This window comes from Pseudomonas massiliensis (genome assembly GCF_000826105.1).
Taxonomy (GTDB): domain Bacteria; phylum Pseudomonadota; class Gammaproteobacteria; order Pseudomonadales; family Pseudomonadaceae; genus Aquipseudomonas; species Aquipseudomonas massiliensis.
In genome coordinates this window covers 412,722-431,882 of sequence record NZ_CCYK01000004.1, presented here as the reverse complement: position 1 = coordinate 431,882, position 19,161 = coordinate 412,722, and the positions used below count along the sequence as shown (strand labels likewise).

17 protein-coding genes and 1 tRNA gene are annotated in these 19,161 nt (G+C 62.3%); 12 read left to right on the top strand and 6 right to left on the bottom strand.

Annotated features, from left to right (window positions below):
* The first annotated feature begins 11 nt into the window (after window positions 1-11).
* The 5 genes from glpE (at window position 12) to BN1188_RS03265 (ending at window position 6,760) form a co-directional block, all read left to right on the top strand.
* A complete protein-coding gene (gene glpE, locus BN1188_RS03285; RefSeq protein ID WP_040259806.1) occupies window positions 12-341 on the top strand; it encodes a thiosulfate sulfurtransferase GlpE in 330 nt (109 codons plus the stop codon).
* A gap of 293 nt (window positions 342-634) precedes the next feature.
* Window positions 635-2,557 (top strand): PrkA family serine protein kinase, encoded by a 1,923-nt coding sequence (locus BN1188_RS03280; RefSeq protein ID WP_040259805.1) that lies wholly within the window; start codon window positions 635-637, stop codon window positions 2,555-2,557.
* A gap of 131 nt (window positions 2,558-2,688) precedes the next feature.
* Complete coding sequence (locus BN1188_RS03275; protein ID WP_040259804.1) at window positions 2,689-3,963, top strand: YeaH/YhbH family protein; 1,275 nt, start codon at window positions 2,689-2,691, stop codon at window positions 3,961-3,963.
* Window positions 3,960-5,522 (top strand): SpoVR family protein, encoded by a 1,563-nt coding sequence (locus tag BN1188_RS03270; RefSeq protein ID WP_040259803.1) that lies wholly within the window; start codon window positions 3,960-3,962, stop codon window positions 5,520-5,522. The genes BN1188_RS03275 and BN1188_RS03270 overlap by 4 nt, the downstream gene beginning before the upstream one ends.
* A gap of 50 nt (window positions 5,523-5,572) precedes the next feature.
* A complete protein-coding gene (locus tag BN1188_RS03265) occupies window positions 5,573-6,760 on the top strand; it encodes a multifunctional CCA addition/repair protein (protein WP_040259802.1) in 1,188 nt (395 codons plus the stop codon).
* Here BN1188_RS03265 and folK read toward each other — a convergent pair.
* Both folK and folB read right to left on the bottom strand, forming a co-directional pair.
* Complete coding sequence (gene folK, locus BN1188_RS03260; protein WP_052469136.1) at window positions 6,742-7,260, bottom strand: 2-amino-4-hydroxy-6-hydroxymethyldihydropteridine diphosphokinase; 519 nt, start codon at window positions 7,258-7,260, stop codon at window positions 6,742-6,744. The genes BN1188_RS03265 and folK overlap by 19 nt on opposite strands.
* Window positions 7,251-7,604 carry a dihydroneopterin aldolase gene (folB, locus tag BN1188_RS03255; protein WP_040259800.1) on the bottom strand — a complete coding sequence of 118 codons (354 nt, stop codon included), beginning with the start codon at window positions 7,602-7,604 and terminating at the stop codon, window positions 7,251-7,253. Before folB ends, folK begins: the two co-directional genes overlap by 10 nt.
* 70 nt (window positions 7,605-7,674) lie before the next feature.
* Here folB and plsY point away from each other — a divergent pair, with 70 nt between their 5' ends.
* Complete coding sequence (gene plsY, locus BN1188_RS03250) at window positions 7,675-8,244, top strand: glycerol-3-phosphate 1-O-acyltransferase PlsY (RefSeq protein WP_040259799.1); 570 nt, start codon at window positions 7,675-7,677, stop codon at window positions 8,242-8,244.
* 18 nt (window positions 8,245-8,262) lie between these two features.
* Here plsY and tsaD read toward each other — a convergent pair whose 3' ends face one another.
* Complete coding sequence (gene tsaD, locus BN1188_RS03245; RefSeq protein ID WP_040259901.1) at window positions 8,263-9,288, bottom strand: tRNA (adenosine(37)-N6)-threonylcarbamoyltransferase complex transferase subunit TsaD; 1,026 nt, start codon at window positions 9,286-9,288, stop codon at window positions 8,263-8,265.
* A gap of 202 nt (window positions 9,289-9,490) precedes the next feature.
* Here tsaD and rpsU point away from each other — a divergent pair, with 202 nt between their 5' ends.
* From rpsU to BN1188_RS03215, 6 genes are all read left to right on the top strand, one after another.
* The gene (gene rpsU / locus BN1188_RS03240) at window positions 9,491-9,706 is read left to right on the top strand and encodes a 30S ribosomal protein S21 (RefSeq protein ID WP_002551877.1); all 216 of its coding nucleotides are present in this window, start codon (window positions 9,491-9,493) and stop codon (window positions 9,704-9,706) included.
* A 208-nt stretch (window positions 9,707-9,914) separates the two neighbouring features.
* On the top strand, window positions 9,915-11,900 hold the full coding sequence (gene dnaG / locus BN1188_RS03235; RefSeq protein WP_040259798.1) for a DNA primase: 1,986 nt from the start codon (window positions 9,915-9,917) through the stop codon (window positions 11,898-11,900).
* A gap of 67 nt (window positions 11,901-11,967) precedes the next feature.
* Complete coding sequence (rpoD, locus tag BN1188_RS03230) at window positions 11,968-13,818, top strand: RNA polymerase sigma factor RpoD (RefSeq protein WP_040259797.1); 1,851 nt, start codon at window positions 11,968-11,970, stop codon at window positions 13,816-13,818.
* Window positions 13,819-14,096: 278 nt separating this feature from the next.
* Window positions 14,097-14,173 (top strand) — tRNA-Ile (locus BN1188_RS03225).
* Window positions 14,174-14,617: 444 nt separating this feature from the next.
* Window positions 14,618-15,451, top strand: a complete 834-nt coding sequence (locus BN1188_RS03220) for a transporter substrate-binding domain-containing protein (RefSeq protein ID WP_040259796.1) — start codon at window positions 14,618-14,620, stop codon at window positions 15,449-15,451.
* Between the two features lie 75 nt (window positions 15,452-15,526).
* Window positions 15,527-16,282 (top strand): SDR family NAD(P)-dependent oxidoreductase, encoded by a 756-nt coding sequence (locus tag BN1188_RS03215; RefSeq protein WP_040259795.1) that lies wholly within the window; start codon window positions 15,527-15,529, stop codon window positions 16,280-16,282.
* Window positions 16,283-16,293: 11 nt separating this feature from the next.
* On the opposite strand, the gene BN1188_RS03210 is transcribed toward BN1188_RS03215, so the two are convergent.
* The 3 genes from BN1188_RS03210 to BN1188_RS03200 all read right to left on the bottom strand — a co-directional run bounded on the left by BN1188_RS03210 (window position 16,294) and on the right by BN1188_RS03200 (window position 19,150).
* Entirely contained in the window at window positions 16,294-16,800 is a 507-nt protein-coding gene (locus BN1188_RS03210; RefSeq protein ID WP_040259794.1) for a heme-degrading domain-containing protein, read from the bottom strand.
* A gap of 35 nt (window positions 16,801-16,835) precedes the next feature.
* A complete protein-coding gene (locus BN1188_RS03205; protein WP_040259793.1) occupies window positions 16,836-17,594 on the bottom strand; it encodes an SDR family NAD(P)-dependent oxidoreductase in 759 nt (252 codons plus the stop codon).
* An 80-nt stretch (window positions 17,595-17,674) separates the two neighbouring features.
* Window positions 17,675-19,150 carry an aldehyde dehydrogenase family protein gene (locus BN1188_RS03200; RefSeq protein WP_040259792.1) on the bottom strand — a complete coding sequence of 492 codons (1,476 nt, stop codon included), beginning with the start codon at window positions 19,148-19,150 and terminating at the stop codon, window positions 17,675-17,677.
* Between the last annotated feature and the right edge of the window lie 11 nt (window positions 19,151-19,161).

Here is a 19,161-nt window from a genome sequence, read left to right as displayed (position 1 = left end):
TGGAGCCGAGCATGTCCGAATTCAAACGCATTCCCCCGCAAGAAGCCCAGGCGTTGCGCGCCGGCGGCGCCGTGGTCGTGGATATCCGCGATCCGCAGACCTTCGCCAACGGGCATATCGCCCAGTCCCGTCATCTGGACAACCATTCACTGCACGACTTCATTACCCAAGCCGACCTGGACGCTCCGTTGGTCGTGGTCTGCTATCACGGCAACTCCAGCCAGAGCGCGGCGGCCTATCTGGTCAGTCAAGGCTTCTCGGACGTCTACAGCCTCGACGGCGGCTTCGAGCTCTGGCGCCAGACCTACCCTGACGACATCGCTCGCCAAGCCGGCGACTGAATTTTTTTGTCATCTTCGCATGCCTCACGGGGCGCCGGATTCCGGGGCTCCTAGCCCAACTCCCCCTTTCGCGGTTGTAACTAAACGCGTGGGCGCCCTTGAATTTCTGGATTACCAACTATCCTTAAGCCCAGGCCATCCAAAACAGGGGAGAGCCGGCACACCGGCGCGCGGGTCATCGGGAGCGATTTTCGGGTGTTCTGGGGGAAAAGGGCAGCTGGCTGGCTTCGGCTGCCACCAAGCATCGGCTTAAGTGATCCGACGTCGGCTCCGGTATCGAGCGAGGTGACGTCATGAGTATTTTTAGCCACTTCCAACAGCGTTTCGAAAGCACGCGTCAGGAAGAGTTGACGCTGCAGGAATACCTGGAGCTCTGCAAAGCCGACCGCAGGGCCTACGCATCCGCGGCCGAGCGGCTGCTCATGGCCATCGGTGAACCGGAGCTGGTCGATACCACGACGGATCCGCGGTTGTCCCGCATCTTCTCCAACAAGACCATCCGCCGCTACCCGGCCTTCCGTGACTTCCATGGCATGGAAGACTGCATCGAGCAGATCGTTTCCTATTTCCGCCATGCCGCCCAAGGCCTCGAGGAGAAGAAACAGATCCTCTACCTGCTCGGCCCGGTGGGGGGAGGCAAGTCGTCCCTGGCCGAAAAGCTCAAGCAACTGATGGAGAAAGAGCCCTTCTACGCCATCAAGGGCTCCCCGGTATTCGAGTCGCCCCTGGGGCTGTTCAACGTCAATGAAGACGGGGACATCCTTCAGGAGGACTACGGCATCGACAAGCGCTACCTCAACACCATCATGTCGCCCTGGGCCACCAAGCGCCTGCAGGAATTCGGTGGGGACATCAGCCAGTTCAAGGTGGTCAAGCTGTACCCGTCGATCCTGAACCAGGTCGCCGTGGCCAAGACCGAACCTGGAGACGAGAACAACCAGGACATCTCCGCCCTCGTGGGCAAGGTGGATATTCGCAAGCTGGAGGAATTCCCCCAGAACGACGCCGACGCCTACAGCTACTCGGGCGCCCTGTGCCGGGCGAACCAGGGCCTGATGGAATTCGTGGAAATGTTCAAGGCACCGATCAAGGTGCTTCACCCGCTGCTTACCGCGACCCAGGAAGGCAACTACAACAGTACCGAAGGGCTCGGGGCCATTCCCTTCAATGGCGTGCTGCTGGCGCACTCCAACGAGTCTGAATGGCATAGCTTCCGCAACAACAAGAACAACGAGGCCTTCATCGACCGTATCTATATCGTGAAGGTGCCTTACTGCCTGCGCGTGACCGATGAGATCAAGATCTACGACAAGCTGTTGGTCAACAGCTCGCTGTCCAGGGCCCATTGCGCGCCGGACACCCTCAAGATGCTGGCCCAGTTCACCGTGCTGTCCCGGCTCAAGGAACCGGAGAACTCGAACATCTACTCGAAGATGCGGGTCTATGACGGCGAAAACCTGAAGGACACCGACCCAAAGGCCAAGTCCATCCAGGAATACCGCGATTCGGCGGGCGTGGATGAGGGCATGACCGGCCTGTCCACCCGCTTCGCCTTCAAGATCCTGTCCAAGGTATTCAACTTCGACCCCCATGAAGTGGCCGCCAACCCGGTTCACCTGCTTTATGTGCTCGAACACCAGATCGAGCAGGAGCAGTTCCCGGCCGAAGTACGCGAGCGCTACCTGCGTTTCCTCAAGGAATACCTGGCGCCGCGCTACATCGAGTTCATCGGCAAGGAAATCCAGACAGCCTACCTGGAGTCCTACAGCGAGTATGGCCAGAACATCTTCGACCGTTATGTGCTCTATGCGGACTTCTGGATTCAGGATCAGGAATACCGGGACCCGGAAACCGGCGAGATCCTCAATCGGGTCGCCTTGAACGAAGAACTGGAAAAGATCGAAAAGCCCGCCGGCATCAGCAACCCGAAGGACTTCCGCAACGAGATCGTCAACTTCGTGCTTCGCGCCCGCGCCAACAACAACGGCAAGAACCCCACCTGGCTCAGCTATGAAAAACTGCGGGTGGTCATCGAGAAGAAAATGTTCTCCAACACTGAGGACCTGCTGCCCGTCATCAGCTTCAACGCCAAGGCCAGCAAGGAAGATCAACAGAAGCACAACGACTTCGTTACCCGGATGGTGGAACGTGGCTACACCGACAAGCAGGTTCGCCTGCTCTCCGAGTGGTACCTGCGTGTTCGCAAGTCCCAGTAAGCGACAGGCCGTAAGCTGCAGGCAGTTGCGCGCAGGCATCGCCTGACGCGCCAGCTTGCGGCCGCGCTGGCTGCTCTTTCTTGCGGCTTGAAGCTTGAAGCTTGAAGCTGCCCCGAGTTCCTGGAGGGGCCATGAGTTATGTGATCGACCGACGCTTGAATGGCAAGAACAAAAGCACGGTGAACCGCCAGCGTTTCCTGCGGCGCTACCGTGACCACATCAAGAAAGCGGTGGAAGAAGCGGTCAGCCGCCGCTCCATCACCGATATGGAGCATGGCGAGCAGATCAGCATTCCTGGCCGTGACATCGACGAACCCGTGTTGCACCACGGTCGCGGCGGCAAGCAGACCATCGTCCATCCCGGCAACAAGGAGTTCACGTCCGGACAGCATATTCCGCGGCCGCAAGGAGGTGGCGGAGGCGGCAAGGGCCAGGGCAAGGCGGGCAACTCCGGCGAAGGCATGGATGAGTTCGTGTTCCAGATCACCCAGGAGGAATTCCTTGAATTCATGTTCGAGGACCTGGAACTGCCCAACCTGGTCAAGCGGCATCTCACCGGTTCCGATACCTTCAAGACGGTCCGCGCGGGCATTGCCAACGAAGGCAACCCATCGCGCATCAACATCATTCGTACCCTGCGCTCGGCCCATGCCCGGCGTATCGCGCTGTCCGGCAGCAGCCGCGCCCGGCTACGGGAGGTGCGTGCCGAACTCGAGCGGCTTCGACGGGAAGAGCCGGACAACTTCGGCGACATCCAGGCGCTGGAAGCGGAAGTCGAAAAGCTCAGTGCACGCATTCATCGGGTGCCCTTCCTCGATACCTTCGACCTGAAATACAACCTGCTGGTCAAGCACCCCAACCCCAGCTCCAAGGCGGTGATGTTCTGCCTGATGGACGTGTCCGGTTCCATGACCCAGGCTACCAAGGACATTGCCAAGCGCTTTTTCATCCTGTTGTACCTGTTCCTCAAGCGCAACTACGACAAGATCGAGGTGGTGTTCATCCGCCACCACACCAGCGCCAGGGAAGTGGACGAGGAAGAGTTCTTCTATTCCCGGGAAACCGGCGGCACCATCGTCTCCAGCGCGCTGAAGCTGATGCAGGAAATCATGGCCGAGCGCTATCCCACCAACGAGTGGAACATCTATGCGGCCCAGGCCTCGGACGGGGACAACTGGAACGACGACTCGCCCATCTGCCGGGACATCCTCACCAAGCAGATCATGCCCCATGTGCAGTACTACACTTACGTGGAGATCACGCCCAGGGAGCACCAGGCCCTGTGGTTCGAATACGAGCGTATCGGCGAAGACTTCCCGGAAACCTTCGCCCAGCAGCAGTTGGTGACGGCCGGGGATATCTATCCGGTCTTCCGTGAACTCTTCCAGCGCAGGCTAGTGACATGACCGCCAGAGAGCAGAAGCGCCAACCCCTGTCCGTAGGTTCGGAATGGACCTTCGAGCTGATCCAGACCTACGACCGGGAAATCAGTCGTATCGCCGAGCGCTATGCCCTCGATACCTACCCCAACCAGATCGAAGTCATCACCGCTGAACAGATGATGGATGCCTACGCCTCGGTAGGCATGCCCCTGGGCTACCATCATTGGTCCTACGGCAAGCACTTCCTGAGCACCGAAAAATCCTACACCCGTGGGCAGATGGGCCTGGCCTACGAGATCGTGATCAATTCCGACCCGTGCATCGCCTACCTCATGGAAGAGAACACCATGTGCATGCAGGCCTTGGTGATCGCCCATGCCTGCTACGGCCACAACAGTTTCTTCAAGGGCAACTACCTGTTCCGCACCTGGACGGACGCCAGCTCGATCATCGACTACCTGGTGTTCGCCAAGCAGTACATCATGCAGTGCGAGGAGCGCTACGGCATCGACGCCGTGGAAGACCTGCTCGACTCTTGCCATGCTCTGATGAACTACGGCGTGGACCGCTACAAGCGCCCCTACCCCATTTCCGCCGAAGAAGAGCGGCGCCGCCAGAAAGAACGGGAAGAGCACCTTCAGCGACAGATCAACGACCTGTGGCGAACCATTCCCAAGGCCATGGAGAAAACCAGCGAGCAGGACCACGCGCGCTTTCCCGCCGAGCCTCAGGAAAACATTCTCTATTTCATCGAGAAGCACGCCCCCTTGCTGGAGCCCTGGCAGCGGGAAGTGGTGCGTATCGTGCGCAAGATCGCCCAGTATTTCTATCCACAACGGCAAACCCAGGTCATGAACGAAGGTTGGGCGACCTTCTGGCACTACACCTTGCTCAACGACCTGTACGACGAAGGCCTGGTCACCGACGGCTTCATGATGGAATTCCTGCAGTCCCATACCAGCGTGGTGTTTCAGCCCGGGTACGACAGCCCCTATTACAGCGGCATCAACCCCTACGCCCTGGGCTTCGCCATGTTCCGGGACCTGCGCCGCATCTGCGAGAACCCGGACGAGGAAGACCGTCGCTGGTTCCCGGACATCGCCGGCAGCGACTGGCTCTCTACCTTGAAGTTCGCCATGAGCAGCTTCAAGGACGAGAGCTTCATCCTGCAGTACCTGTCGCCCAAGGTGATCCGCGACCTGAAGCTGTTCAGCATCCTGGACGACGACCAGCGCGACGACCTGCTGGTACCTGCCATCCACGATGACAGCGGCTATCGGATCATCCGTGAAACCCTGGCGGCCCAGTACAACCTGGGCAATCGCGAGCCCAACGTGCAGATCTGGAGCATCGATCGCCGCGGTGATCGTTCCCTGACCCTGCGTCACCAGCAACACGACCGCAAGCCGCTGGGCGAGTCCACCGAGGAGGTACTCAAGCATCTGCATCGGTTGTGGGGCTTCGACGTGCACCTGGAGACCGTCCAGGGCGACCAGGTGGTGAAGGTCCATCACGTGCCGCCGCGCAACGAGCAGGGCGATGACAGCTATAACCGGCTGGACATGACCGTCGTGCACCTGTGAGTGAACCTTCGGCGCCACGGGTATATCCTGCGGCGCTGAAGGAGAACTGCATGAAGGTATACAAAGTCGGCGGCGCCGTGCGCGACCGCCTCCTCGGCCTGCCGGTGGCCGACATCGATTGGGTGGTGGTCGGTGCCAGCGCGCAACAGATGCATGCCTTGGGCTATCGGCCCGTGGGCGCGGATTTCCCTGTATTCCTGCACCCGCGCACCGGCGCTGAATACGCCCTGGCCCGGACGGAGCGCAAGAGCGGCCGGGGCTATGGCGGATTCGTGTTCCATGCCAGCCCGGACGTGACCCTCGAAGAAGACCTGCGCCGCCGTGACCTGACCATCAACGCCATGGCCGAAGACGACAGCGGGCACGTCATCGACCCCTACGGCGGCCAGCGAGACCTTGCCGAACGCTGGCTACGCCATGTGTCCCCGTCGTTCGCCGAAGACCCCTTGCGCGTGCTCAGGGTAGCCAGGTTCGCCGCACGCTACGCCGGCCTGGGCTTTCGTATCGCCCCCGAAACCCTCGCGCTTATGACGCAACTGAGCGAGTCGGGGGAGCTGCAGGCGTTGACCCCTGAAAGAAGCTGGAAGGAGATCTCCCGCGCCCTGATGGAAGCCAGACCGACGGTGTTCTTCGAAACCCTCCGGGCCTGCGGCGCCCTGAAGGTCCTGTTCCCCGAATTGCAGGCCCTGTTCGAGCGCTCGGCGCGAACACCGGCCGCAGTGGTCGATCTTGGACAATGGAGTATCGCTTGCCTGGCCCAGGCCGCCTGTGCCGAGCATCCTCTGGCCATACGCTGGGCCAGCCTGCTGCTGCCATTGAGCTACGCTGGGGACAGCTCAAGCGCGAAGGGCGAGGTATCCGACATCCAGGCGGTGAGCCTACGCTTCAAGGTACCTCGGGACTGCCAGGAATTGGCTCAGCTAAGTGGCCGCTACCATGCGCTGGCCAGCCAGGCGCGTGCATTGCCCACCCAGGCCTTGTTCGACCTGCTCCAGGCCTTCGACATCTATCGACGCCCCCAACGCTTCGCGGAATTCATCGACACCTGTGAAAACGCTGCCCTCTGCATCGGGCAGGAAACCTTCGAGCCCGGAGCGTTTCTGCGCGACGCCGCTGCCACAGCCCGGGACGTGGCGGTCAAACCATTGCTAGAGGCCGGCCTGACGGGGCAGGCCCTGGGCGAAGCCCTCAAGAAAGCCCGCCTGGCCGCGTTGGAGGCCTACCGGGCTGAGCCTTGAACCAGCGCCCCGGGGGCCCATTGGAAGGGTACCTGCCGCAGCTGCTGGTCGATCTTCGCCTCGGCCCATAGCGCAGCGAAGCTGCGCCCCTCTCCGGGGTGCAGCTCATCCGGAGCCAGCAAGGCCAAGGGCCAGAGCACAAAGGCGTTACGCAGGATTTCCTCGCGCGGCAATACCAATCCGTCGAAATTGCCCACTTGCCGGCCGTACATCAAGACGTCGATATCCAGCGGCAGGCCTTTGCGGTCCGGGGCGTAGCGGCCGTTATCCGCCTCGATGAACTTCAGGCGACGATCCAGCGCCATCAGAGGCATGTCACACAGCCCCGTGACCACCAGGTTCAGGAAAGGCCCGCTCTTGATGCCCACCGGTTCGCTTTCGAACACCGGTGAACAGCGCATGTCCACGAGCATGGCCGCCAGCGCGTCCAGCCCAGCGCAAAGATGAACCTCACGGTCGATATTGCTACCGAGGCCAAGGTAGACCCGAGTCAGCGACATCCGCGCTCGATCTCCACACCCACGCCTCGTGCCGCTGGCACCGCACCAGGCTTGGTCACCCGCAACCGCAACCAGCGAATGCCGAATTCGCTCATCAGACGCGCCGCCAGACGCTCGGCGAAGGTCTCTACCAGCTCAAAGCGCGCCTGGCTGGCAAACGCCTGAACGGCTTCGGACACCTTGGCGTAATCCAGGGCCAAGGCCAGGTCGTCGCCATCCGCAGCGGGGCGGTTGTCCCAGGCGAAATCGAAATCCAGCCGCAGGCACTGGCGGATCTCGCGCTCCCAGTCATAGGCGCCGATCACGGTATCGACCTCCAGGCCTTCGATGAACACGCTGTCCAAGCAGTCTCTCCTGACGACAAAGGCGCTTCGCGCCGTTAGAATCCGAGCATTCTCGCCCGGAATAGTTAGCATGCCCTGGTTACTGGCCGTCCTGGCCTACCTGCTCGGCTCACTGTCCTTCGCCATCCTGCTCAGTCGTGGCGCCGGGATCCCCGACCCGCGCACCAGCGGCTCGGGCAATGCCGGGGCCACCAACATGCTCAGGGTGGCCGGCCGCAAGCTCGCCATCTTGACCTTAGTCGGCGACCTCGCCAAGGGCCTCGTACCGGTACTGCTGGCCAAGGCCCTGGGGTTGGGGCTGCAGGCCCAGGCCTGGATAGGCCTGTGCGCCGTCATCGGCCACCTGTTTCCCCTGTATTTCAACTTTCGCGGTGGCAAGGGCGTGGCCACGGCTGCCGGCATGCTGTTGGGGCTATACCCGCCAGCCCTGCTGCTGGCGGTAGGCGTATGGCTATTGACCTTTCAGCTCAGCCGTACCGCCTCCCTGGCCGCGCTGACCGCCATCCCCCTGACCTTGCCCCTGCTGGCCTGGCAGGCGCCCCAGGCGTTGCTGCCGATGACCCTGCTCACGGCGCTGGTGATCTGGCGTCATCGGGCCAATCTCAGGGACCTGTTCGCCGGCCGGGAACGTCATTTCTAAAGCTCGCACCCAGCGCGGCTAGATAGCAGGCAGTTGCTCCATCGGCCAGCGGGCATGCACCTGGATGCCCAGGCTGTCGTGCTGGCCGGCCAACAACCGCTGGCAACCGGCGTAGGCGATCATCGCGCCGTTGTCGGTACAGAAGCGTGGCCGCGCATAGTACACACCACCCCCCAATTCCGCCGTCATGGCTTCCAGGTGGGTGCGCAAGGCCCGGTTGGCACTTACCCCGCCAGCGATCACCAATTGCTTGAGGCCCGTCTGCTTGAGGGCCCGCTTGCACTTGATGGCGAGAGTCTCCACCACTGCCTGCTGGAATGCCAGGGCGATGTCGCAACGGGTCTGCTCGCTGTCCTCCCCAGCGGCGACACACTGCTGCCAGGTGTTGAGGGTGAAGGTTTTCAGGCCGCTGAAACTGAAGTCCAGCCCAGGGCGGTCGGTCATCGGACGCGGGAACACGAAGCGCCCGGCCTGCCCCTGCTCGGCCAGGCGCGCGATTTCCGGGCCGCCCGGGTAGGGCAGGCCCATGAGTTTGGCGGTTTTGTCGAACGCCTCCCCGGCCGCGTCATCCAGGCTTTCGCCCAGCAGCTGGTACTGGCCGATGCCATCGACCCGCACCAGTTGGGTATGGCCGCCGGATACCAGCAGCGCCACGAAGGGAAACGCTGGCGGTTGGTCCTCGAGCATGGGCGCCAGCAAGTGGCCTTCCATATGATGCACACCCAAGGCCGGGATACCCCAGGCAAACGCCATGGCCTGGGCGCAGGACGCACCAACCAGCAGCGCGCCCACCAGCCCGGGGCCGGCGGTATAGGCGATGGCGTCGATGTCCGAAGGCGCGCGCCCGGCCTGATCGAGCACTTCGCGGATCAGCGGCAGCATGCGCTTTACGTGGTCGCGGGAAGCCAGCTCCGGCACCACGCCACCGTAGACACGGTGCAGGTCGATCTGGCTGAATAGCGCGTCGCCGAGCAGGCCCTGCTCGCTGTCATAGAGCGCGACGCCCGTTTCATCGCAGGATGTTTCCAGTCCCAGTACTAGCATGGGTATCAATTGGCCTTTGCCGAGGCGGTAACGAAGGCGCGCATGATAGTCGCGCCCCGGCGCGCCGACCAGCGGTTTTCGATCAGAGGCTTTGCATTCCGCGGCTCCAACGGGTAACATCCGCAACCCTTGAAAACCGACGTATTCCACCGCGCTTCCAGCAGGGGTACGTTGCCCCGGTAATGAATTAAGGTAGCCCTGGATGCCAGCCGTCAAAGTTAAAGAGAACGAACCCTTCGACGTAGCTCTGCGTCGTTTCAAGCGCTCCTGCGAAAAAGCCGGTGTACTGGCTGAAGTTCGTAGCCGCGAGTTTTACGAAAAGCCGACTTCCGAGCGCAAGCGCAAGGCAGCCGCAGCGGTCAAGCGTCACGCCAAGAAAGTCCAGCGCGAACAGCGCCGCGCCGTTCGCCTGTACTGATACAAGCGTTCGCTGCAAGCATTTGTCTGGCCCGGCCCTAAAAAGCCGGGCCATTGGCAATTGTGGGCCCGGTAATTCCGGCAGGCTCCGCTCTCTTCATCGGGCGCATCAAGCCGCCACCCTCCTGCTTTTCGTAACCTACCATTCGCTGCGAATGGCCATGCCTGGCCGTTAAACTGAAGCACCGTCTCGGATCCGAGGTCACCCCATGGCCGGGCTCATCCCGCAAGGTTTCATCGACGACCTGCTCAACCGCACCGACATTCTCGATGTGGTCAACGCCCGGATTCAGCTCAAGAAAAGCGGCAAGAACTACACCGCCTGCTGCCCCTTCCACAAGGAAAAAACCCCCTCCTTCAGCGTAAGCCCCGACAAGCAGTTCTATTACTGCTTCGGCTGTGGCGCCGGCGGCAACGCGCTGGGCTTCGTGATGGACCACGACAACCTGGACTTTCCCCAGGCCGTGGAGGAACTGGCGCGAGCGGCCGGCATGGAAGTGCCCCGGGAGGAATCCCGTCGCGGCAGCAAGCCGCGCCAACCGACGGATTCGCCGCTCTACCCCCTGCTGGCCGCGGCCGCGGACTATTATCGCCAGGCCCTGCGCCAGCACCCGGCACGCAGAAGCGCGGTGGAATACCTCAAGGGGCGGGGTCTTACCGGCGAGATCGCCCGGGACTTCGGCCTGGGTTTCGCTCCGCCCGGCTGGGACAACCTGCTGCGCCACCTGGCCAGCGACACGCTGCAGCAGCGCGCCCTGCTCGATGCGGGGCTGTTGGTGGAAAACGCCGAAAGTGGCAAGCGCTACGACCGCTTCCGCGATCGGGTGATGTTTCCCATCCGCGACAGCCGGGGCCGGGTGATCGCGTTCGGCGGGCGGGTACTTGGGGATGACAAGCCTAAATACCTGAACTCGCCGGAAACCCCGGTGTTCCATAAGGGCCAGGAGCTTTATGGGCTCTACGAGGCGCGCAAGTTCAACCGCAACCTTGACGAAGTGATCGTGGTCGAGGGCTACATGGATGTGATCGCGCTGGCCCAGCAGGGCCTGCGCAACGCGGTGGCCACCCTGGGCACGGCGACCAGCGAGGAGCATATCAAGCGGCTGTTCCGCCTGGTGCCGAGCATCCTGTTCTGCTTCGACGGCGACCAGGCCGGCCGCAACGCTGCCTGGCGCGCCCTCGAAGCCGCGCTGCCGAGCCTGCAGGATGGCCGCAAGGCAAGGTTTCTGTTCCTGCCCGAGGGCGAGGATCCGGACACCCTGATCCGCGCCGAGGGCCTGGACGCCTTCCGCGCGCGCATCGCGCAGCATGCGCAGCCGCTGGCCGATTATTTCTTCCAGCAGCTGTCCGACGAGGCGGACCCGCGCTCGCTGGAAGGCAAGGCCCATATGGTTACCCTGGCGGCGCCCTTGATCGACCAGGTACCCGGCGCCAACCTCAAGGCCCTGATGCGGGCCCGGCTGACGGAAATCACCGGCCTGAGCGGCGAGGCCCTGAACCAGCTGGCTCGCGCGGCGCAGCCCGCCCCGCCGCGCGCCTCGGAGCCTTCAAGCTTTGTCGGCCATGAAGGGGCCGGTGCTGACGGAATGGATTTCCACGGCCAGAGTGACTATGTACCGGCTTATCTGGACGCTTCGGCTCCCATGCCCGAGCCCAGCCAGGGCTGGCAACCGCGCAAGGGTGGTGGCAAGCGCGATGGCAAGCCATGGGAACGAGGCGGCAAACGCAATTTCGAACCGCGAGCCCCTCGGGTGCCCACGACCGTTGAGCCGCCCACGCTCAGCGCCCTGCGCACGCTGCTGCATCACCCGCAATTGGCGGCCAAGGTTGAAGATGCCAGCCATCTGGCCGATGAAGATCATGTTTACGCGCAATTGCTGGTCGCACTGCTCGAGGCACTGCAGAAAAATCCTCGACTTCGCTCGCTGCAATTGATCGCGCGCTGGCACGGTACCGACCAAGGGCGCTTGTTGAGGGCCCTGGCGGAGAAAGAATGGCTGATCGATGCCGACAACCTTGAACAACAGTTTTTCGACACCATTTCCAGTCTATCCGCCCGCCAACGCGAACGCAGTCTGGAGCAATTGCTTCGAAAGGCCAGGCAGGGCGAACTGAGCGCAGAGGAAAAAAACCTGCTGCGCGAGCTGCTTAGCCGCAACGCAAACGCACAAAACCCGACCTCAACTGGCGTGTGAGGTCCTAGCTCGGGTATAATCCTCGGCTTGTTTTTTGCCCGCCAAGACCTTCAGTGGATAGGGTGTTATGTCCGGAAAAGCGCAACAGCAATCTCGTATCAAAGAGTTGATCACCCGCGGTCGTGAGCAGGGCTACCTGACTTACGCGGAGGTCAACGACCACCTGCCCGAGGATATTTCAGATCCGGAACAGGTGGAAGACATCATCCGCATGATCAACGACATGGGGATCAACGTATTCGAGACTGCTCCGGATGCGGATGCCCTCCTGTTGGCCGAGGCGGACACCGACGAAGCCGCGGCCGAGGAAGCCGCCGCCGCGCTCGCTGCCGTCGAAACCGATATCGGCCGCACGACGGACCCGGTCCGCATGTACATGCGTGAGATGGGCACCGTGGAGCTGCTCACCCGCGAAGGCGAGATCGAAATCGCCAAGCGCATCGAGGAAGGCATCCGCGAGGTGATGGGGGCGATCGCCCACTTCCCCGGCACCGTGGATTACATCCTTGGCGAATACGACCGCGTCACCACCGAAGGTGGCCGTCTGTCGGACGTGCTCAGCGGGTACATCGATCCTGACGACGTGATCGCCAGCCCCTCGGACATGCCTGTGCCGGTCGACCCGAAGGCCGCCGCCGTGGCCGAGAAGGATGACGAGGAAGAGGACGAGGAAGCCAGCAGCGACGACGAAGAAGAAGGCGAAAGCGGGCCGGATCCGGAAGTGGCTCGCCAGCGTTTCGGCGCCGTGGCCGAGCAGCTGGAAGCCACCCGCAAGGTGCTGAAGAAGCATGGCCGCGACAGCAAGGAAGGCATCGCCGAGATGCTGCAGCTGGCCGAGCTGTTCATGCCGATCAAGCTGGTGCCCAAGCAGTACGAAGTGCTCGTGGAGCAAGTCCGTGGCGCGCTGGACCGTGTCCGGGCCCAGGAACGCGCCATCATGCAGCTGTGCGTCCGTGACGCCCGCATGCCTCGTGCCGACTTCCTGCGCCTGTTCCCCGGCAACGAAGTGGACCAGGGCTGGAGCGAGTTCCTGGCCAAGGGCAAGGCCAAGTACGCCGAGGCCATCGGCCGCGTGCAGGCGGATGTCCAGCGTTGCCAGCAGAAGCTGATCGACCTTGAGGCCGAAACCGGCCTCAACGTGGCAGAGATCAAGGACATCAACCGGCGCATGTCCATCGGCGAGGCCAAGGCCCGCCGCGCCAAGAAGGAAATGGTCGAGGCCAACCTTCGTCTGGTGATCTCCATCGCCAAGAAGTACACCAACCGCGGCCTGCAGTTCCTGGACCTGATCCAGGAAGGCAACATCGGCCTGATGAAGGCGGTGGACAAGTTCGAATACCGTCGCGGCTACAAGTTCTCGACCTACGCCACCTGGTGGATTCGCCAGGCGATCACTCGCTCCATCGCCGACCAGGCGCGCACCATCCGTATTCCGGTGCACATGATCGAGACGATCAACAAGCTCAACCGTATCTCCCGGCAGATGCTGCAGGAGATGGGCCGTGAGCCTACGCCGGAAGAGCTGGGCGAGCGCATGGAAATGCCCGAGGACAAGATCCGCAAGGTATTGAAGATCGCCAAGGAGCCGATCTCCATGGAAACGCCGATCGGCGACGATGAAGACTCCCACCTGGGTGACTTCATCGAGGACTCGACCATGCAGTCTCCGATCGACGTGGCCACGGTGGAAAGCCTCAAGGAAGCGACCCGCGAAGTGCTGTCCGGCCTCACCGCGCGTGAAGCCAAGGTACTGCGCATGCGCTTCGGTATCGACATGAACACAGACCACACCCTCGAGGAAGTGGGCAAGCAGTTCGACGTGACCCGCGAGCGTATCCGTCAGATCGAAGCCAAGGCCTTGCGCAAGCTGCGTCACCCGACCCGTAGCGAACACCTGCGTTCGTTCCTGGACGAGTAAGCTTCAGCGCAACACCCAGAACCCCGGGCCCGCCCCGGGGTTTGTTATTTGGCAGACCATAGACACCCGCGACACAGCTGGGAACCATCCTCGACGAAGACTGGCCAGCCGTGAACGCGCTTTCCAAGCCCGGCCTGCGCTGGAGAATCGACGAATATAGCCAGCAGCGGCAGTCGCTCATCGCGCAGCGGCAAGAAACCTGCCTAAAGCGCCCTGACAAATGGTTCTTTCCGATAGCACCGAGCCAAAAGGCTCGTTATAATCGCCGCTCTCTAAAAGGGCCTATAGCTCAGTTGGTTAGAGCAGAGGACTCATAATCCTTTGGTCCACGGTTCGAGTCCGTGTGGGCCCACCAGCTTCGAAAAGCCGCGCATTGCGCGGCTTTTTATTTGCGCTCAATAACGCCAATGCCCGCTTCAAGCGTCACCGCTGCGGCTGACCTTTCTGGCGCGCAAGCTTCCAATTCTTGCCAGCGTCCTGGCGAAAGGTTAGGCGAATCGTCAGATGCCTTTGACTACATGGGGCGCTTGCTTCGCAAGCTCGCTGAAGCGAGCCAGCATGGACTCAAGTACTTGTACCTGGCCCCGGATCAGCACCGCTGGCTGGTTCTGAGATATGGGTAGTTCCACAGACTTCCATCCTGAGGTCTCCCTACCCGTGGAAACCCACCTCGCAAATTCGCTTTCTGATTGACAACCAATTCCTACACTCCTAGCCTGTACGCAACCATGCATACATAAGCGTGGTGCCAGCGTTTTACCTTCCTGCCTACAACAACGAACTAAAGGTGAGGTTTAAAATGGTCAGGCTTATCCCTTCCTCTTTCAAAGCGATGCTCATGGGCGCCGGGTTGTGTGGAGCCTTGCTGGGCTTGCCCACTACTCAGGCGGCTGAACCTTCCCTGTGGCAAGACGTGCAGAAGGCCGGTGTGCTGCGCTGCGGCGCGGCGGTGGCGGCTCCGTACGTGATGCGAGACGCCAAGTCAGGCGATTACAGCGGTTACTTTGTGGACCTTTGCCGCGACTTTGGCGAAAAGGTGCTAAAGGTGAAGGTGCAATTCGTGGACACCAATTGGGACAACCTGGTAGCGGGCTTGCAGGGCGGCAAATGGGACTTGGCCATGGCTCTGAACCAAACGCCCGAACGAGCCCTGGCGGTAGGCTTCAGCGTGCCAGCGACGGATTACCAGGTGTCGCTGCTGGTGAACAAGGACAACCCCAAGCTGACCAACATCACCGACGACCTTTCTACCCTCGATAAACCCGAGCTGACCTTTGCGGTGATGTCAGGCACGGCTCAGGACAAGGCCATTTCCAGCGTGATCAGGCAGGGCAAGATCATGCGCCTGCCCGGCATGGACGAAACGCGCCTGGCGGTGATGTCCAAGCGCGCCGACGTACTGGTTGACGCCAGCGACACCAACCACCTGTTCGCTGTGGCCAATCCCACTTGGGCCAAGGAGGTATTGCCCAAGCCGGCACTGGCCAAACAGGGGGTCGCCTTTGGAGTGCGTCGGGATATATCCCTGGCGGACATGGATGTGCTCAACATCTACCTCAAGCAGAAGCGCGACAGCGGTGATATCGAGCGGCTGGTGGACAAAGCCTCGGTGGAGGCTAACACCATTCGATAATTTCTTCGCCCGGGCGACGCCGTCGCGAAGGATGTCACCTGGGCGTACTTCAATCCCGGTCACAGGAATCGCCCAATGCAGCGTTTTTTAAACAAGGTCGCCATCGTTACCGGGGGCGCAGGCGGGATCGGCTCGGCTATCGCTAGCAGGCTGGCGGCCGAAGGCGCCACCGTGGTGGTCAATGACCTGAACCTTGAGGCGGCCCAGGCAGTGGCTCGCGTTATCGAGGCAGATGGCGGCAGCGCCTTTGCGCTGGCGGCGGACATTGCCCAGGGAGAGGCCTGTCGGGGCCTGGTACAGACAGTGCTGAGCCGCTTTGAGCGCATTGATCTCCTGGTCAACAATGCTGGAATCAACCGACGCGGCAACCTGCTGGCCCTGAGCGAAGAAGACTGGCACACCAGCTTCGCGGTGAACCTGGATTCGATGTTCCACCTATGCCGCGCGGTACTGCCCGGCATGATCGCGCAGGGCGGCGGGGCCATCGTGAATACCGCTTCCCAGTGGGGCCTGCATCCGGCGCCGGGACATATTGCTTATAACGTGACCAAGGCAGCAGTGGCGTCTTTCACCCAGAACCTGGCGCGGGATTATGCGCCGCACAAGGTGCGGGTGAATGCAGTCTGTCCAGGTGAAATCCACACGCCCATGCTGGAAGCCGGCGTGCGCCGCAACGGCCGTACCATTGCCGACCTGGACAGGCTGGTGCCCTTCGGCCGCATCGGCCAACCGCAGGAGGTAGCGGCCCTGGTGGCCTTCCTGGCATCGGACGAAGCGGCCTTCATGTGTGGCTCGTTGGTGGAAATCACCGGCGCCCAGGCCGTGGCCTGAGGCGATCTCAGCTAGAAGGGAGTTTCAGCGGGCAGCGAGAGCGCAGCCCGTTCATGGCCGAGGAGGTCGCACAGCGCATCGACGATCAACTGATGATCCTGGCGGTCGGGCAGCCCCGACACCGTTACGCTGCCGATCACCCCAGCGCCCTGCACGATCAGCGGAAAGCCGCCGCCGCAGCTGGCATAGTCGGCCGGGTCCAGGTGGTAGCGTTGCTGGATGTCCTGCTGCTCGATGGCCAGCTGATAGGTCAACCGATAGGAGCTTCGCAGGAAGCGTTGCACGGTGTTGACCTTGCGCCGTACCCATTCGCCGTTGTCCGGGGTGATACCGGGCCGGGCCGCGAAGAACAGCGGGCGCTCGAAACGGCGAATGTCGATCACCAGCGGCCAACCCTCCCCCACCGCTCGCTCATGCAGGGCGCTACCCAGCTGCCAGGCGGTGTTTTCGTCGAAACGTTTGAATTGCAGGGTTTGCTCCTGGCGAATCAGTAACGCAAGTTCGTCTTGCAATCTCATTGCAGGCTCCTGTCCGTAGCCATCAGTTAACACGGTCAGCGGATATAGCTGCCACCGTTCACGTCCAGGGTGGCGCCGTTGAGCGAAGCCTGAGATTTGCGCAATATAAATGCCACCAGCTCCGCGACCTCGGCCGGGCTGGCCATCTCGCCGATAGGAATGTCCGCTACCGCCGCCTGTTTGCCGTGAGTCGCGATGAAGGCTTCGGCCATCTCGGTCTGTACCCAGCCTGGTGCAATCGCCACCGCGACCACGCCGTCGGGCCCGAAGGAGCGAGCGATGGACTTGGTCAGGTTGACCAGGGCGGCCTTGGTGGCGCCATAGGGCAAGGCGTCTGCCGCGTAACCCCGCTGGCCCGCACGGCTGGCCATGTTGACGATGCGCCCGCCGCCGATTTTCTTGAAATGACGCACGGCCTCTTTGCACAGGTCCGCGGCGGCGAAGAAGTTGACCTGAAATTCCCGCTGCCAGGCAGTCGTCCATTGTTCAGGCGTCGCTTCGATGGAGATTTCCGTACGGATACCAGCGTTGTTGACCAAGCCATCTACCCTGCCGGCCAGTGTCACGGCTTGGGCCCAGAGCTCAAACGGGCCTTGGGGCGTGGAAAGGTCCCCTTGCAGCACGAAACCGCGGCCGCCGATCTGGTCGAGCAGCCGCTCGGCAGCCGCCTGGTCGCGTCCATAGTGGATGATGACCCGTGCGCCCTCCGCCGCCAGCTGCGCCACAATGGCGGCGCCGATGCCGCCCGAAGCGCCGGTGACCAGAATGGTCTGCCCTTTCAGTGCTGTTGTCATGCCGCGTCTCCTTGATTGGGTGCCTGAATGGGTATCGGAAGGCAGCGGCCTTGAATGCTCGCCGCCGCTGCCTGCTTGCGTCATTTGATGTACCAGCCCCACGGTTGCTTGCTGGTGTAGCGAGTGATCTGCTTGGTTTCCAGATAGTTATCCAGGCCCCAGCGGCCAAGCTCCCGGCCGATGCCGGACTCCTTGTAGCCACCCCAGGGCGCCTCGGTGAAGGTGGGCTGGGAGCAGTTGATCCACACAATGCCTGCCTGGAAGGCCGCAGCCACCCGCTCGGCACGGGCTTCGTCCCCGGACATCACCGCGGCGGCCAGGCCGAAGCGGGAGTCATTGGCCAGTTCGATAGCCTCAGGCTCACTGGCGAAGGGCCGCACGCACACCACTGGCCCGAAGATCTCCTCCACCCAGGCGGCGCTGTCCAAGGGCACATCCGTCAGCACGGTGGGCTCGAGGTAGTAGCCTTTGTCGAAGCCGGCTGGGCGTTGGCCGCCACAAGCCACGGTAGCCCCGGCCGCTTTCGCCGCCTCGATGGCCCCCAGCACTTGCTCATGCTGACGCTTGGACACCAGAGGGCCGAGGAGCACCCCTTCGTCCAGGCCATTGCCGATGCGGATCTTGCGTGTCTCTTCCACCAGACGGGCCAACAGCCGCGGATAAAGCCCTTCCTGGACCAGAACGCGCGAGGTCGCCGAGCACACCTGCCCCTGGTTCCAGAAGATCCCGAACATGATCCACTCCACCGCCTGCTCCAAGTCGGCGTCGTCGAACACCACGAAGGGCGATTTACCCCCCAGCTCAAGGCTCACCCGCTTGATGTCCCGAGCGGCGGCGGCCATGATGCGCGACCCCACCGGGCCCGACCCAGTAAAGGCCAGTTTGTCCACGCCCTTATGGTCAATGATCGCCTGGCCGGCCACCGAGCCTGCCCCCGTCACCAGGTTGAATACACCCGGCGGCACCCCGGCTTCATCGATGATGGCCGCCAGCTGGATCGCCGTAAGGGAGGTGACCTCGGCCGGCTTGAGCACTACCGTGCAGCCCGCAGCCAATGCTGGGGCGACTTTCCAGGCGGCCATCAGCAGCGGGTAGTTCCATGGGATGATCGCGCCAGCCACCCCGATCGGCTCCTTCACTGCCTTGCAGGTGAAGCGCTCATCGGCCAGGGCGATCACCTCCGGGCCTTCGCTATCGCGTTGCTCGGCCAGGTCCGCGTAAAAATCGAAGCAGCCAGCGGCATCGCCAATATCCCAGAGTGCTTCAGGCAATGGCTTGCCGTTGTCCAGCACCTCCAGGCGCGCAATTTCCTCTTGGCGATGGCGAATGCCCTGGGCAATGGCACGCAGATACTGGGCCCGCTGCGTTCCGCTGAGCCTTGGCCAGCCGTCCCGGTCGAAGGCGCGCCGGGCGGCTTTCACCGCCACATCCACGTCCTGTTCCGTAGCGTAGGCAATTTCCTGGATCGGCTCCTCGGTGGCGGGGTTGGTGACTTCCTGATAGCCGCCTTCTGCCGGGGCTATCCACTTCCCGTCGATGTAAAGCATGTTTCGCATATCGGTTACCT

What these genes read in the sequence shown, in the direction of transcription:
- glpE (WP_040259806.1), top strand. Translation starts at nt 12, where the DNA reads ATGTCCGAATTCAAACGCATTCCCCCGCAAGAAGCCCAGGCGTTGCGC.
- BN1188_RS03280 (WP_040259805.1), top strand. Translation starts at nt 635, where the DNA reads ATGAGTATTTTTAGCCACTTCCAACAGCGTTTCGAAAGCACGCGTCAG.
- BN1188_RS03275 (WP_040259804.1), top strand. Translation starts at nt 2,689, where the DNA reads ATGAGTTATGTGATCGACCGACGCTTGAATGGCAAGAACAAAAGCACG.
- BN1188_RS03270 (WP_040259803.1), top strand. Translation starts at nt 3,960, where the DNA reads ATGACCGCCAGAGAGCAGAAGCGCCAACCCCTGTCCGTAGGTTCGGAA.
- BN1188_RS03265 (WP_040259802.1), top strand. Translation starts at nt 5,573, where the DNA reads ATGAAGGTATACAAAGTCGGCGGCGCCGTGCGCGACCGCCTCCTCGGC.
- folK (WP_052469136.1), bottom strand. Translation starts at nt 7,260, where the DNA reads ATGTCGCTGACTCGGGTCTACCTTGGCCTCGGTAGCAATATCGACCGT.
- plsY (WP_040259799.1), top strand. Translation starts at nt 7,675, where the DNA reads ATGCCCTGGTTACTGGCCGTCCTGGCCTACCTGCTCGGCTCACTGTCC.
- tsaD (WP_040259901.1), bottom strand. Translation starts at nt 9,288, where the DNA reads ATGCTAGTACTGGGACTGGAAACATCCTGCGATGAAACGGGCGTCGCG.
- rpsU (WP_002551877.1), top strand. Translation starts at nt 9,491, where the DNA reads ATGCCAGCCGTCAAAGTTAAAGAGAACGAACCCTTCGACGTAGCTCTG.
- dnaG (WP_040259798.1), top strand. Translation starts at nt 9,915, where the DNA reads ATGGCCGGGCTCATCCCGCAAGGTTTCATCGACGACCTGCTCAACCGC.
- rpoD (WP_040259797.1), top strand. Translation starts at nt 11,968, where the DNA reads ATGTCCGGAAAAGCGCAACAGCAATCTCGTATCAAAGAGTTGATCACC.
- BN1188_RS03220 (WP_040259796.1), top strand. Translation starts at nt 14,618, where the DNA reads ATGGTCAGGCTTATCCCTTCCTCTTTCAAAGCGATGCTCATGGGCGCC.
- BN1188_RS03215 (WP_040259795.1), top strand. Translation starts at nt 15,527, where the DNA reads ATGCAGCGTTTTTTAAACAAGGTCGCCATCGTTACCGGGGGCGCAGGC.
- BN1188_RS03210 (WP_040259794.1), bottom strand. Translation starts at nt 16,800, where the DNA reads ATGAGATTGCAAGACGAACTTGCGTTACTGATTCGCCAGGAGCAAACC.
- BN1188_RS03205 (WP_040259793.1), bottom strand. Translation starts at nt 17,594, where the DNA reads ATGACAACAGCACTGAAAGGGCAGACCATTCTGGTCACCGGCGCTTCG.
- BN1188_RS03200 (WP_040259792.1), bottom strand. Translation starts at nt 19,150, where the DNA reads ATGCGAAACATGCTTTACATCGACGGGAAGTGGATAGCCCCGGCAGAA.